12 protein-coding genes are annotated in these 14,052 nt (G+C 51.3%); 11 read left to right on the top strand and 1 reads right to left on the bottom strand.

All coding sequences use genetic code 11. The features are described 5' to 3' along the window. The first annotated feature begins 66 nt into the window (after positions 1-66). Both dcd and asmA read left to right on the top strand, forming a co-directional pair. Positions 67-648, top strand: coding sequence for a dCTP deaminase (gene dcd / locus A9B99_RS03950; RefSeq protein ID WP_064594816.1), 582 nt, complete (start codon positions 67-69; stop codon positions 646-648). Positions 649-697: 49 nt separating this feature from the next. Further along, entirely contained in the window at positions 698-2,560 is a 1,863-nt protein-coding gene (asmA, locus tag A9B99_RS03945) for an outer membrane assembly protein AsmA (RefSeq protein WP_064594814.1), read from the top strand. Positions 2,561-2,669: 109 nt separating this feature from the next. Here asmA and A9B99_RS03940 read toward each other — a convergent pair whose 3' ends face one another. Beyond that, on the bottom strand, positions 2,670-4,247 hold the full coding sequence (locus A9B99_RS03940; RefSeq protein WP_064594813.1) for a TerC family protein: 1,578 nt from the start codon (positions 4,245-4,247) through the stop codon (positions 2,670-2,672). A 706-nt stretch (positions 4,248-4,953) separates the two neighbouring features. Between A9B99_RS03940 and A9B99_RS03935 the strand changes: the two genes are divergently transcribed. The 9 genes from A9B99_RS03935 (at position 4,954) to wcaF (ending at position 14,042) form a co-directional block, all read left to right on the top strand. Then, positions 4,954-6,087, top strand: coding sequence for a polysaccharide export protein (locus A9B99_RS03935; protein WP_064594812.1), 1,134 nt, complete (start codon positions 4,954-4,956; stop codon positions 6,085-6,087). Positions 6,088-6,093: 6 nt separating this feature from the next. Beyond that, entirely contained in the window at positions 6,094-6,537 is a 444-nt protein-coding gene (wzb, locus tag A9B99_RS03930; RefSeq protein ID WP_064594811.1) for a low molecular weight protein-tyrosine-phosphatase Wzb, read from the top strand. 2 nt (positions 6,538-6,539) lie between these two features. Further along, the gene (gene wzc / locus A9B99_RS03925) at positions 6,540-8,732 is read left to right on the top strand and encodes a tyrosine-protein kinase Wzc (protein ID WP_064594809.1); all 2,193 of its coding nucleotides are present in this window, start codon (positions 6,540-6,542) and stop codon (positions 8,730-8,732) included. Positions 8,733-8,828: 96 nt separating this feature from the next. Next, the gene (gene wcaA / locus A9B99_RS03920; RefSeq protein ID WP_064594807.1) at positions 8,829-9,674 is read left to right on the top strand and encodes a colanic acid biosynthesis glycosyltransferase WcaA; all 846 of its coding nucleotides are present in this window, start codon (positions 8,829-8,831) and stop codon (positions 9,672-9,674) included. A 3-nt stretch (positions 9,675-9,677) separates the two neighbouring features. Continuing rightward, positions 9,678-10,166 (top strand): colanic acid biosynthesis acetyltransferase WcaB, encoded by a 489-nt coding sequence (gene wcaB / locus A9B99_RS03915; protein WP_156519002.1) that lies wholly within the window; start codon positions 9,678-9,680, stop codon positions 10,164-10,166. Next, positions 10,163-11,377, top strand: a complete 1,215-nt coding sequence (locus A9B99_RS03910) for a glycosyltransferase (protein ID WP_064594802.1) — start codon at positions 10,163-10,165, stop codon at positions 11,375-11,377. The genes wcaB and A9B99_RS03910 overlap by 4 nt, the downstream gene beginning before the upstream one ends. After that, the gene (gene wcaD, locus A9B99_RS03905; protein ID WP_064594800.1) at positions 11,352-12,572 is read left to right on the top strand and encodes a colanic acid polymerase WcaD; all 1,221 of its coding nucleotides are present in this window, start codon (positions 11,352-11,354) and stop codon (positions 12,570-12,572) included. The genes A9B99_RS03910 and wcaD overlap by 26 nt, the downstream gene beginning before the upstream one ends. 11 nt (positions 12,573-12,583) lie before the next feature. Beyond that, positions 12,584-13,336 carry a colanic acid biosynthesis glycosyltransferase WcaE gene (wcaE, locus tag A9B99_RS03900; RefSeq protein WP_064594796.1) on the top strand — a complete coding sequence of 251 codons (753 nt, stop codon included), beginning with the start codon at positions 12,584-12,586 and terminating at the stop codon, positions 13,334-13,336. Positions 13,337-13,466: 130 nt separating this feature from the next. Next, positions 13,467-14,042 carry a colanic acid biosynthesis acetyltransferase WcaF gene (gene wcaF, locus A9B99_RS03895; protein ID WP_036115062.1) on the top strand — a complete coding sequence of 192 codons (576 nt, stop codon included), beginning with the start codon at positions 13,467-13,469 and terminating at the stop codon, positions 14,040-14,042. Positions 14,043-14,052: the final 10 nt, after the last annotated feature.

Here is a 14,052-nt window from a genome sequence, read left to right as displayed (position 1 = left end):
TAGGGCAACCAGTCTGCAGCCTGAATGACTGAGGAGTCAGCAAAAAAGCGCGAAAGGAGAATGACCATGCGTCTTTGCGATCGTGATATTGAAATGTGGCTTGATGAAGGTCGTCTGGCCATTACACCGCGTCCACCGGTTGAGCGTATTAATGGCGCGACAGTTGACGTGCGTCTGGGGAATAAATTCCGCACGTTCCGTGGGCATACCGCGGCATATATTGACCTGAGTGGCCCGAAACAGGAAGTCAGTGCCGCACTGGACCGGGTCATGAGCGATGAAATTGTGTTGGGCGAAGGGGAAGCCTTCTTCCTGCATCCCGGAGAACTGGCGCTGGCGGTAACCCTGGAATCTGTCACCTTACCAGCAGATTTAGTTGGCTGGCTTGATGGTCGTTCATCTTTGGCTCGCCTTGGGCTGATGGTGCACGTCACCGCACACCGTATTGATCCAGGCTGGCAAGGGTGTATTGTGCTGGAGTTCTATAATTCCGGTAAATTGCCCCTGGCGTTGCGCCCGGGAATGTTAATTGGCGCGTTAAGTTTTGAACCGCTTTCCGGCCCGGCATCCCGGCCTTATAACCGCCGCCAGGATGCCAAGTATCGCGACCAGCAAGGTGCGGTCGCCAGCCGAATCGATAAAGACTGAGACGCGCGTGCCCCCGGGGATAACGCCCGGGGGAACGAATGAGGGTAGCATGAGACGTTTTTTAACAACGTTGATGATTTTGCTGGTTGTGATTGTGGCTGGCCTGTCAGCTTTAGTGCTGCTGGTTAACCCTAATGACTTTCGTGCGTATATGGTTCACCAGGTTGAGGAACGCAGTGGCTACCAGCTCTCACTCAACGGGCCATTGCGCTGGCATGTCTGGCCGCAACTTAGCATCTTATCTGGCCGCATCTCGCTGAAAGCGCCAGGTGCCAGTGCACCCGTGGTGACAGCCGATAATATGCGGCTGGATGTCGGCCTGTTGCCGTTGTTGTCTCACCAGCTTGATGTCCGGCAAATTATGCTGAAAGGCGCAGTGATTCAGGTTACGCCTGATACCGCTGCCCGCGCGCCACAAGGTGCTCCGGTGGCGCCGCAAGGCCAGCCTGAATCCGCTGACTCCAGCCAGAACTGGGTGCTCAGCCTGGCAAAACTTAAACTGGCCGACAGCCTGCTGGTTTTCCAGCCTCAGGACAAAAACAGCAGCCCGGTAACCGTGCGTGACTTGCAACTGGATATGTCCGTTGACAAGGCATTGCGTACCGCCAGTGTATCGCTCTCCAGCCGGATTAACCGCGACCAGCGTGATCTGTCAGTTTCTCTGGAAAGCACAGTCGATGTGCAAAACCTGCCTCATAGCTTCAGCGCCAGTATCACTCAACTGAATTACCAACTCAGCGGCGCCGATTTGCCGGCAAAAGGGGTAAGCGGTGAGGGCAGCCTGCACCTCGGCTGGCAGCGTTTCCCGGAGCAGGTGGCGGTGTCGGCACTGAAACTGACGGCAAACAGCAGCCAGGTGGACGGCGGGCTGACACTGAAAATGGGCAAAAAACCGGATATCCGTACCCAATTGCATTTTGCCCGTCTGAACCTGGATGAACTGATTGGCGCACCAGATACCGGGGATGCGCCCGCCGCTCAGCAAAACAGTAATACTGCCGGGCAGGCGGTTCTGCCCCGGCCGGTTATCGCCGGAGATGTGGTTGACGGGCCCTTCACCAGCCTGTGGAGTTTTGATGCTAATTTCAGACTGTCCGCAGATTCAGTACTCTGGCGTGGGCTGGATTTCACCGATGTCGCGGCAGAGATGGAAAACCAGCATGGCGTTCTGGCGGTTAACCAGCTAACGGGCAAATTAGGCCAGGGGACGCTCTCCCTCCCGGGGACGGTGGATGTCAGGAAAAATGTCGCGAACCTGACTTTCAACCCGGTAATCAATAATGTAGAAATTGGTCCGATACTTTCCGCGTTTGACTACCCCATTGCCCTGGAAGGGGCGATTTCTCTGCACGGGCGTTTTTCCGGGCACCAACTGGATGCCGAAGCGTTTCGCCGCAACTGGCAGGGCGAGGGGTCGCTCTCTATGACTCACAGCCGCCTGTTGGGGATGAATTTCCAGCGCCTGGTAACCGAGGCTTTTGCCCGGTCTGACAGCCGAATTCAGAGCAGTGATAGCGTAAATAGCGATGACACAACCCTGGCTGATTTCCGTGCCGACCTGGTATTAGACAGTGGCACACTTGATTTGAGCAACATTCAGGGTTCTTCTGCCGTGATGAGCATTACCGGAGACAGCAGTATGGATCTGGTAAAAGAAGCGTCTGACGCTAACTTTATGATTCGTATTACCGGTGGCTGGAAAGGCGACAGTAAACTGACGCAAACCCTGAGCCAGACTGCTATTCCGCTGCGTATTTATGGCCCGTGGCAATCAATGAATTATTCGCTGGATGTTAACCAGGTGCTGCGTAACCAGTTGCAAAACGAAGCACGCGACCGGTTAAAAGCCTGGGCTGAGCGTAACAAAGAGAGCAGTAAAACCCAGGAATTGAAAAAGCTGCTCAATAAATAACCGCTACTCGCCCCGCAGGCCGATATTATGGCGGGGCGGTAACCTTGATGCCTCAGAGAAGCGTATTTCCGGCACTGGCAGTGCGCGGAGGCGTTGCCAGTGAATCACACTACACCTCATATTCCGGTGATTCGTCTGGTTGCACGGTAGCAACATGAACCCGCTCCACACGGTGGTGAGTAACCTGCAGCGTGGTGAACACCACATTCCCCAGGTGCACCACCTCCCCGGCAACAGGAATATGCTGGAGCACGTCCATCAGCAAACCAGAAACAGTCTGGTAATCACGTTTTTCCTCCAGTGGCAGGTCCGGCAGGTAGTGGACCAGGTCATCCAGTGGCATATGGCCGTTAACCGTCAGGCTGCCATCCTCGTGCCGTTCAATGTCATGGCGGGCATCAACATCCTCTGCTTCATTAGGCAGATCACCGGCAATGGTTTCCATCACATCGCTTAAGGTCACCACACCTTCCACGGAACCAAATTCATCCACCACAAACGCAAAATGGGTACGTGCTGAGCGGAACTGCTCCAGCGCGCTTAATAGCGCCAGGGTTTCCGGGAATACCAACGGCTGGCGTACCAGAGCCTGAATATCCAGTGGGTGCCCACTGAGGCTTTGGTTCAGTAAATCAATAATATGCACAACACCGATAATCTCGTCATTTCCTGCACTGACCACCAGGCGGGTATGCTGGTTCTTGTGTAACCTGTCGCGCACGGCCTGCTCCGCTTCATTGACATCCAGCAGGTCAATATCATGGCGGGACGTCATGATGCTCGATACACTGCGGTGGTTTAAGTTCAGCACCCGGGAAATCATCATTTGTTCCTGCGGGTTAAATACCGGGGCCGGAACGTCCTCGCTCAGTGCTGCCGCTTCTTCATCCAGCACGTCGTCGGGTTTGCGCCCACGCAGCAGGCGCATTACCGCTTCGGCAGTACGCTGGCGCAGTGATCGGTTTGCCTGCAAAAAGCGCCGCCGGTTAAACCACGCTATCTGGTTAAAAATCTCAATCAGCACAGAAAAACCAATCGCGGCATACAGGTAGCCTTTCGGGATCAGGAAGCCAAACCCTTCGGCCACCAGGCTAAAGCCAATCATCAGCAGAAAACTCAGACACAGAATAACAATAGTGGGGTGTTGGTTCACAAAGGCAGTGAGTGGCCGGCTTGCCAGCATCATCAGGGTAATGGCGATGACCACTGCGGCCATCATGACACCCAGCTCATTGACCATGCCCACTGCCGTAATGACCGAATCAAGAGAGAAAACCGCGTCCAGCACGACAATTTGAGCCACCACGGCCCAGAAAAATGCGCCACGACGGTGGGTATCTGAATTGTTCTCTTTTCCTTCAAGCCGGGTATTCAGTTCCGTGGTGGCTTTAAACAGCAGAAAAAGACCGCCTCCCAGCATAATCAGATCCCGTGCGCTGAAACTGAACGTGTGCCAGGTGAACAGTGGCCGGGTCAGTGTCACCAGCCAGGAGAGTGAGGCCAGTAACACCAGGCGCATTAGCATGGCGAAAAACAGGCCTGTGATACGTGCCCGGTTGCGCTGCCGTGGTGGCAGCCGTTCGGCCAGAATCGCGATAAACACCAGGTTATCAATACCCAGCACCAGTTCAAGCACTACCAGGGTTACCAGCCCGGCCCAGATTGAAGGGTCCGCCAACCATTCCATAATCAGTTAATTACCCCATTATGTCGTTTCTTTCGGAATCATGGAGAAAGCCTGTCAAAAAAGCAATCAATGTCTGAGATTTGTCTTAATAATAAAAATACAGGTTAATGAATTTATAGAAAATAGGTGTATCAGCTTTTAAAAATGATATTAACGTGGAATGAATATATTTTAGGAATAATACCATACAGGCATTGTCCTGATTGGTTTGATTTTGAGTGAAAATTAGTCTTATTGCCTTGTGTCAATATAAAGAAAATCCGAAAAATTAAAATATGAGTGCTTAATATTATTCTTAAAAACTATCGGTGCAGGGTATCGTGCCTTGCTTGCTATTTATTTAGCTGCAACAATCCATCTGGTGTTAAATGAGTTTTGCATTAAGAACACCCAGAGTTGATATTTTTAACAGATGTAAAGACGGATATTTCACTGCAGTATCTTTGTGCATCTCAGCACCGTTGCGTGCATTGCAAGGCAATGAATTTTCAGTAGATTGGTAACTGCAAGCCAAGGGCGGTAGCGTGCCTGAAGCCCCTAATGTCCAATAATTATTCTGTCAATGTTCTGAGGGTGAATAAGCGAATTTTAGGACTGATGCCAGTTATATTTTATGTATAAGCATCGCATTCTCTTTTTAAGTTAGCGGTAATGTTGCTATCAGCAGCGTTCAGGATAATTACTCTACCATAGTGATTAATATTCAATGATGATATCCAGACTAAAATTGATGCCCCTCCTGGTATCAGTGGGCCTGATGAGTGGCTGTACAGTATTTCCAGGTAGCAACATGTCTACAATGGGAAAAGATGTGATAAAACAACAGGACGCTGACTTTGATCTGGATAAGTTAGTAAACGTCTATCCATTGACGCCTCGTCTGGTTGAAGAATTACGCCCACGCCCGGAAGTGGCACAACCCAACGCGTCTCTTGACCAGGAAATGGCGAATTACCAGTACCGGGTTGGCCCGGGTGATGTACTCAACGTCACTGTTTGGGACCACCCCGAACTGACCACACCGGCAGGCCAGTACCGTAGCTCCAGCGACACCGGTAACTGGGTTGCACCCGATGGCACGGTCTTTTATCCCTATATCGGCAAAGTTCACGTAGCAGGGAAAACCCTGAGTGAAATACGTAGTGATATTACCGGCCGCCTTGCGAAATATATCACTGACCCGCAGGTGGACGTTAATGTCGCTGCGTTCCGCTCGCAGAAAGTTTATGTCTCCGGCCAGGTGCTGAAATCCGGGCAGCAGCCAATCACCAATGTGCCACTGACGATTCTGGATGCGGTGAATGCGGCAGGCGGCCTGACTGACATGGCCGACTGGCGCAATGTGGTACTCACCCATAACGGGCGCGAACAACGTATTTCACTGCAGGCGCTGATGCAAAACGGCGACCTGAGCCAGAACCATTTACTGTATCCTGGCGACATTCTGTTTGTGCCACGTAACGATGACCTGAAAGTCTTCGTTATGGGTGAAGTGAAAAAACAGACCACACTCAAAATGGACTTCAGCGGCATGACACTGACTGAAGCACTCGGCCAGGCGGAAGGTATCGACCTGACCAGCGCCAATGCCAGCGGTATTTTCGTGATTCGTCCGATTCGTAACAGCAAAGATGGAAAAATTGCCAATATCTATCAACTGGATATGTCTGATGCCACCTCGCTGGTGATGGCGACAGAATTCCGCCTGCAACCTTACGATGTGGTGTATGTCACGACAGCGCCAGTAGCGCGTTGGGGCCGACTGGTTAACCAACTGGTACCGACAATAACAGGCGTTCGCTACATGATTAATTCGGCGAGTGACATTCATAACTGGTAACCGCTTATGTTCAATAAAATTCTAGTGGTGTGTGTGGGGAACATCTGCCGTTCCCCAACTGCAGAACGTTTACTGAAAGCGTACCAACCAGAACTTAACGTGGATTCTGCCGGGTTAGGTGCCCTGGTTGGCAAACATGCCGATGCGACGGCGGCGAAAGTCGCCCGGATGCACAACCTCTCTCTGGACGGGCACCGCGCCCGCCAGGTATCAGGCAGAATGTGCCGTAACTACGACCTTATCCTCACTATGGAACGCCGCCATATCGCTGCACTGTGCGAAATGGCACCAGAAATGCGTGGCAAAGTGATGCTGTTTGGTCACTGGGATAGTGAACGTGAAATTCCGGACCCCTGGCGCAAAAGCCAGGAGGCATTTGAAGCGGTGTATGAGCTTCTTGACCTTTCTGCCCGCAAGTGGGCGGACGCACTGACAGTTCAGCAGGGATAACAATGACAGAACGCATTAAACACGCCTCCGCCTCGTCTGATGGCAGCGACGAGATTGATATCGGTCGTCTGATTGGTACCGTGATTGAAGCCCGTTGGTGGGTACTTGGCATCACTGCGTTGTTTGCCATGATTGCGGTGACATATGTCATGTTCGCGACGCCGATTTATAAAGCCGACGCACTGGTACAAATCGAACAGAACGGCAGCAGTTCGCTGGTGCAGGATATTAACTCTGCACTGCAAAACAAAGCGCCGCAATCCGATGCAGAAATGCAACTGATTACCTCACGTATGGTGCTGGGGAAAACTGTTGATGATCTGAATCTGGACATTGACGTTGAAAAGAAAACCTTCCCTGTTTTTGGGGCTGGCTGGGACCGGTTAATGGGGCGGCAGAACGAAAGCGTCACTGTCAGCACCTTTAACGTGCCGAAAGCCATGCATAAAGACGAGTTTACGCTGGAGGTACTGAACCCAACTCACTACCGCTTTACCAGCAACAACGGTTTCAGTGCAGAAGGGCAGGTGGGGCAGCCATTAACTAAAGACGGCCTGACCCTGATGGTTTCCGGTATTAATGCCCACCAGGGCAGCGAGTTTACGGTTACAAAATACTCCACGCTGGGCATGATTAACCAACTGACCAACAGCCTGACGGTGACTGAGAACGGCAAAGATACTGGCGTACTGAGCCTGACTTACACCGGGGCAGACCGCGACCAGATCCGCGAAATTCTCAACAGCATTACCCGTAACTACCTTGAGCAGAATGTTGAGCGTAAATCTGAAGAAGCGGCGAAAAGCCTCGACTTCCTGGCAAAACAACTGCCTGTGGTACGCCAGCACCTGGATGCCGCAGAAAGCAAGCTGAACACCTATCGCCAGCAGAAAGACTCCGTGGATCTCTCGCTGGAAGCGAAGTCCGTGCTGGATTCGATGGTGAACATCGATTCCCAGTTGAATGAACTGACATTCAAAGAAGCGGAAATCTCCAAGCTGTACACGAAAGCGCATCCGTCTTACCGAACCCTGCTTGAACAACGTAAGGTGCTGGAAAACGAAAAAGCGCAGTTGGCAAAACGCATTGCAGCCATGCCGAAAACCCAGCAGGAAGTGGTGCAGTTAACCCGGGATGTGGAGTCCGGCCAGCAAGTGTACATGCAGTTGCTGAACCGCCAGCAGGAACTGAAAATTCAGAAAGCCAGTACCGTTGGCGATGTGCGTATCGTGGACCCGGCAGTCACCGAACCGGGCATTGTTAAACCCCGTGGCGCGCTGGTTATCCTCGGCAGCATTATTCTGGGGCTGATGTTATCCATTGTTGGCGTTCTGCTGCGTTCACTGCTTAACCGCGGTATTGAAAGCCCGCAAGTGCTGGAAGAAGCCGGTATCAGTGTTTACGCCAGTATCCCGCTATCTGAATGGCAAAAAGCGCGAGATAACGCTGTAAAAAGTGGCAGTAAAGTTAAACACTTCAAAGGTAGCTCAACCAGCAAGCGCCATAAACAGAGTGAACTGCTGGCGGTGGGTAACCCAACAGATCTGGCCATTGAAGCAGTGCGCAGCCTACGCACCAGCCTGCACTTTGCCATGATGCAGGCACCCAACAATGTGCTGATGATGACCGGGGTCAGCCCGTCCATTGGTAAAACCTTTGTGTGTGCCAACCTGGCGGCGGTTATCAGCCAGACCAACAAGAAAGTGCTGCTTATCGACTGTGATATGCGTAAAGGCTACACCCATGAACTACTGGGGTGCAGTAACCAGCATGGCCTGTCGGACGTACTGGCGGATAACAGCCCGCTGGAAAAAGCCGCACGCCCAACCACCATTGCCAACTTTGACCTGATCCCGCGTGGGCAAATCCCACCGAACCCGTCAGAGTTGCTGATGAGTGAGCGTTTCGAAGCGCTTATCCATTGGGCCAGCAAGCACTACGAGCTGGTACTGATTGATACACCGCCAATCCTTGCCGTCACTGATGCCGCCGTTGTTGGCCGCCATGCCGGTACCACCCTGATGGTGGCGCGTTATGCGGTTAATACCCTGAAAGAAGTGGAAACCAGCCTTGGTCGCTTTGAACAGAACGGCGTTCAGGTGAAAGGGGTGATTCTGAACTCTATCTTCCGTCGTGCATCGGGCTACCAGGATTACGGTTACTACGAATACGAATATAAATCGGATGCCAAATAACCGGCTGTTGTGAACCGGTACCGCCGGCGGGCGGTGCCGTTGCCCGCAACCGGACACCAACCTGACACTCACTATCAGCTAATGGGGAATGGAAAGATGACCACACCATCGCGCCCTCTGGTATCTATCTATATGCCGACGTGGAACCGTCAGCAACTGGCAATTCGCGCTATTAACTCGGTGCTGCGCCAGGATTTTGACAACTGGGAAATGATCATCGTGGATGACTGTTCCGAATCCTGGGATCAGTTACAGGCGTTTATCGAATCGCTTAACGATCCGCGCCTGATTTATATTCACAACGACATCAACAGTGGTGCCTGTGCCGTGCGTAACCAGGCGATTCTGCGCGCTCAGGGCTCTTACATTACCGGCATTGACGACGACGATGAATGGATGCCAAACCGGCTTTCCTCATTTCTGGCGCAAAAACACCAACTGGTGAGCCACGCATTTTTATACGCGAACGATTACCTTTGCCAGGGCGAAGTGTACACCCAGCCCAACAGCCTGCCGCTGTACCCAAAATCGCCGTATTCCCGCAAGCTGTTTTTCAAGCGCAATATTATTGGCAACCAGGTCTTCACGCTGGCAAACCGCTTTAAAGAAAGCCTGTTTGATACCCAACTGCGTGCCGCACAGGATTACGACATCTTCCTGCGCATGGTGATGTCCTGGGGCGAACCCTGGAAAGTGGAAGAAGCCACACAAATTCTGCACGTCAACCACGGCGAAATGCAGATAACCAAATCGCCGAAACAGTTCTCCGGCTATTTCAATTTCTACCGCAAACACAAAAACAAATTCGACAAGGCCAGCAAGAAATACCAGCTGTTCACGCTGTATCAAATCCGCAACAAACGGATGTCACTGCGTACATTGCTGGCACTGTTCTCTGTGCGTAATTCACGCCGTCTGGCGTATGGGCTGCGAGGAAAATAAATGCTGCTGGAAGATTTACGCGCAAATAGCTGGAGCCTGCGCCCGTGCTGCATGGTGGTGGCGTACCGTTTCGCTCACTTTTGCTCCGTGTGGCGCAAAAAAAACGTGCTTAACAATATCTGGGCCGCACCGTTACTTCTGCTGTACCGCTTTATCACTGAGTGTCTGTTTGGTTATGAAATTCAGGCTGCCGCCACCATTGGCCGCCGTTTCACCATTCACCACGGTTACGCAGTGGTTATCAATAAATTTGTGGTTGCCGGAGATGACTTCACCATTCGCCACGGCGTCACTATTGGTAACCGTGGGCCAGACAGCCTGGCCTGCCCGGTGATTGGTAACGGTGTGGAACTGGGCGCAGGTGTCATCCTGATAGGCGATATCAGCATTGGCAACAACGTGACGATTGGCGCGGGAAGCGTCGTACTGGACAGCATTCCGGATAACGCGCTGGTAACGGGTGAAAAAGCGCGAGTGAAGGTTATTAAATGAATATTCTGCAATTTAATGTACGCCTGGCAGAAGGCGGTGCGGCCGGGGTCGCGCTTGACTTACACCAGCGTGCGCTGAAGCAGGGCTGGCAGTCTCGCTTTATTTATGGTTACGGCAAGGGCGGCAAAAAAAGTGTCAGCCACGACAGCATTCCCCATGCCGAAAAACACACACCGCAACTGGTATCCATGCTTAACCTGGCGCTGTTTCGGGTCCTGAACCGCGACCCGTTCGGCAACCTGAACAATTTGTATGACCGCCTGCTGGCGACCAGGGGCCCGGTGGTTTTGCATTTTCACGTATTGCACAGCTACTGGCTGAACTTTGCTTCTGTGGTGGATTTTTGCCGCCGCCTGAAAGCGGCCAAACCCGATGCCACGCTGGTCTGGACCTTGCACGACCACTGGAGTATTACCGGGCGTTGCGCTTTTCTGGATGGTTGCGACGGCTGGAAAACCGGCTGCCAGGCGTGCCCGGGGCTGAATAACTACCCGCCGGTAAAAATCGACCTGGCTGCGAAACGCATCGACAAGAAGCGCAGCCTGATCAATACCATGCTGGCGCTGGGTTGCCAGTTTATTTCCCCCAGCCAGCATGTGGCTCAGGCATTCAACAGCCTGTACGGGGCAGGGCGCTGCCAGGTTATCAATAACGGTATAGATCTGGCTACCGAAACCATTCTGGCGAACCTGCCGGATGCGCAGACAGAAAACAGTAAACCACGGCTGGCGGTGGTGGCTCATGATTTACGCTACGACGGCAAAACTGACCAGCAACTGGTGAGCGACATTATTGCCCGCGGCGACGTGGAGGTGCACACCTTTGGCAAATTCTCGCCTTTTGCAGGCGCGAATGTGGTGAACCACGGTTTTCTGACAGATAAAGCCGCGCTGATGCGTGAGCTCAACCAACTGGATGCGCTGCTGTTCAGCTCACGGGTAGATAACTACCCATTAATTCTGTGTGAGGCGCTGTCGATTGGCTTACCGGTGATTGCCACCCACAGTGAAGCCGCGCAGGAAGTGCTCAGCAAAGTGCAGGGCGTTACGGTGGATAAGGCACAGGCGAGTGGGCTGGCGGCACAGCGCCGGAGCGAACTGGCGCAAACCCTGTTTGGCGCATCCCTGAGTGATTTCAAACAACGCAGCCGTGCGGCGTTCAGTGGGCAACAGATGCTGGAGGAATATGTCTCGTTCTATCAGAGTCTGTAGCTATCTTATTCTGCCGTTCACCTACCTGGTGGTGAATGTGAAGCTGGCGCAAATTGGTGCCAGCTTCCCAATAACGGTAGTGACATTTATGCCTGCCATTTTGCTGTTGTTTTTAGAGCGCATCAGCCTGAAAAAGCTGTTTATCGCACTGGGTATTGGCACCGGGCTGACAATTTACAACTATATTTTCGGCAAATCACTGGATGCCAGTAAGTACATCACATCAACGCTGTTGTTTGTTTACATCGTGGTGATAATCGGTATGACATGGAGTTGCCGCTTTAAACCAATTTCGCTGCGTAACCACCGCAAACTGCTGCGGGCGTTTTACCTGGTGGTGGGCATTATTGTGATGATCGCGGCGGCAGAAATGGCGCAAATATTACTCACCGGTGGCAGTAGCCTGATTGAGAATATATCCAAATTTCTCATATACAGTAACAGCTATGTACTCAATTTTATTAGCTTTGGTGGGAAAAGAACCACAGCACTGTATTTTGAACCGGCTTTCTTCGCCCTGGCACTAATCTCAATTTGGCTCAGCATCAAGCAGTTTGGTATCAAAACGCCGAAAACTGATGTTATGATTCTTGCAGGGATTGTTCTCTCGGGGTCCTTTTCCGGTGTAATGACGTTTATCATGTTTTATTTACTGGAGTGGGCATTTAAGTACCTGAATAAAAGCGCAATCAGAAAGAAGCTGCCGTTGGCAATTATTTCTCTTGCGGTTTTCCTGGTTGGACTGGTACTGGGCTTCCCTTATATAGCAGAACGTATTGGTGATTTGGGAACAGCCGGGTCTTCTTCGTACTACCGTATTATTGGTCCACTGGTAATGGTGGGTTATTCATTAACCAATATTGACGGAATAGTCCGATTTGGCTCGCTTTACGAATATGTCGCATCATTCGGAATTTTTAACGGTGCGGATGTGGGTAAAACCATAGACAATGGGCTGTATCTGCTGATTATTTATTTTTCCTGGTTCGCAGTTGCGTTAACAGTCTGGTATATGACCAAAGTGGTAAAAATGATACCCGCGGCATTCGGTAATAACCGTAACTATCGCGTGCAGTTATATTTGTTTATGCCCTTGTCATTGTTCTTTACTGGTTCGATTTTTAGCCCGGAATATGCATTTTTAATTGTCTGCCCGTTTATTTTGCGCAAAGCGCTGGCACAGACAGTATCCTGAAGAGGTTCGCTATGGCGTTTTTAAGTGTGATTACTGTTGCTTTCAGAAATTACGCAGGTGTGGTAAAAACCTGGCAATCTCTGGCTCATCTGGAACAGGCGGGTATTCCGTTTGAGTGGATTGTGGTAGATGGCTTATCACAAGACGGCACGGAAGAGTTTCTCGAAAACTGTAATGGTCAGTACAACTTGCGCTATGTAAGCGAGAAAGATAAAGGCATTTATGATGCCATGAATAAAGGCATTGCTATGGCTCAGGGGCGCTATGCCATCTTCCTGAACTCCGGTGATGTGTTCCATGAAAATGTGGCGCAATTTGTTCGCCAAATGCAACAAGACAGTAATAAAGACAACGTAATGTATCTTGGCGATGCTCTGCTTGATTTTGGCGATGGCAATAAATTACGCCGCACTGCGAAACATGGCTGGTATATTTACCACAGTCTGCCAGCAAGCCATCAGGCAATATTTTTCCCGGTAAATGGGTTAAAACAATACCCGTATGACCTGAAATACCGCGTATCGTCAGATTATGCACTCACTGCGCGTATGTATAAATTAGGTTACCGGTTTAAACGTATTAAATGTTTGGTTTCTGAATTTTCAATGGGAGGTGTCTCAACCTCTAATAACATTGAATTATGTCAAGACGCAAAAAATGTACAACGCAAGATACTGCATGTTCCTGGTTTTTGGGCGGAATTATCCTATCAACTGCGCCTGAGAACCACAGGTAAAGCTAAGGCCTTATATAACAAAGCCTGATAATTAAATTGGCCTGATTAAAACGAAGTGCCTGGTTGCCACTGAAAATAATTCATATAACACAGGGTTTAGCAATAATCACCTGAGGATATGAAGGGTTTCCCATGCACTCTACCGCTGAGGATTAACTATGCAGGATTTAAAAAACTTCACCGTTCCGGCGGGGTTTCGTGGTGCTGGTGGCATTAAAGTTCAATTGTGGTGGGCTGTACAGGCCACCTTATTTGCCTGGTCACCACAAATCATGTACCGCTGGCGTGCTTTCTTGCTGCGTTTATTTGGCGCACGCATTGGCAAAGGGGTGGTAATTCGCCCTTCAGTCAAAATTACTTATCCGTGGAAATTAACCCTGGGTGATTACGCCTGGGTGGGTGACGACGCCGTGTTATATACCCTGGGTGATATCACCATTGGCGCTAACGCCGTGGTTTCCCAGAAGTGCTACCTGTGCACCGGCAGCCATGACTACATGAGTGACTACTTCGATATTTCCGCGCACCCCATCGTGATTGGCGAAAAATGCTGGCTGGCGACAGACGTATTTGTCGCGCCAGGCCTGACGATTGGCGATGGCACCGTAGTGGGTGCGCGCAGCAGTGTTTTTGCATCCTTGCCCGGCAACGCAATTTGCCGTGGCAACCCGGCAGTGGTGATACGCAAACGCGTGGATACCCAACCTGTGTCTTCAATGGAAGGCGCAGCCTGAGACTCCCAAC

Origin of the sequence: Mangrovibacter phragmitis, from assembly GCF_001655675.1 — a bacterium.
GTDB classification, from domain to species: Bacteria; Pseudomonadota; Gammaproteobacteria; order Enterobacterales; family Enterobacteriaceae; genus Mangrovibacter; species Mangrovibacter phragmitis.
Note: the sequence above shows the minus strand (reverse complement) of the source record. Positions and strands in the feature narration are given on the sequence as shown.

Excerpts from the sequence above, each read along its gene's own strand:
- dcd (WP_064594816.1), top strand. The coding sequence starts at position 67 with ATGCGTCTTTGCGATCGTGATATTGAAATGTGGCTTGATGAAGGTCGT.
- wcaD (WP_064594800.1), top strand. The coding sequence starts at position 11,352 with ATGTCTCGTTCTATCAGAGTCTGTAGCTATCTTATTCTGCCGTTCACC.
- A9B99_RS03910 (WP_064594802.1), top strand. The coding sequence starts at position 10,163 with ATGAATATTCTGCAATTTAATGTACGCCTGGCAGAAGGCGGTGCGGCC.
- wcaE (WP_064594796.1), top strand. The coding sequence starts at position 12,584 with ATGGCGTTTTTAAGTGTGATTACTGTTGCTTTCAGAAATTACGCAGGT.
- asmA (WP_064594814.1), top strand. The coding sequence starts at position 698 with ATGAGACGTTTTTTAACAACGTTGATGATTTTGCTGGTTGTGATTGTG.
- wzb (WP_064594811.1), top strand. The coding sequence starts at position 6,094 with ATGTTCAATAAAATTCTAGTGGTGTGTGTGGGGAACATCTGCCGTTCC.
- wcaA (WP_064594807.1), top strand. The coding sequence starts at position 8,829 with ATGACCACACCATCGCGCCCTCTGGTATCTATCTATATGCCGACGTGG.
- A9B99_RS03940 (WP_064594813.1), bottom strand. The coding sequence starts at position 4,247 with ATGGAATGGTTGGCGGACCCTTCAATCTGGGCCGGGCTGGTAACCCTG.
- A9B99_RS03935 (WP_064594812.1), top strand. The coding sequence starts at position 4,954 with ATGATGATATCCAGACTAAAATTGATGCCCCTCCTGGTATCAGTGGGC.
- wzc (WP_064594809.1), top strand. The coding sequence starts at position 6,540 with ATGACAGAACGCATTAAACACGCCTCCGCCTCGTCTGATGGCAGCGAC.
- wcaF (WP_036115062.1), top strand. The coding sequence starts at position 13,467 with ATGCAGGATTTAAAAAACTTCACCGTTCCGGCGGGGTTTCGTGGTGCT.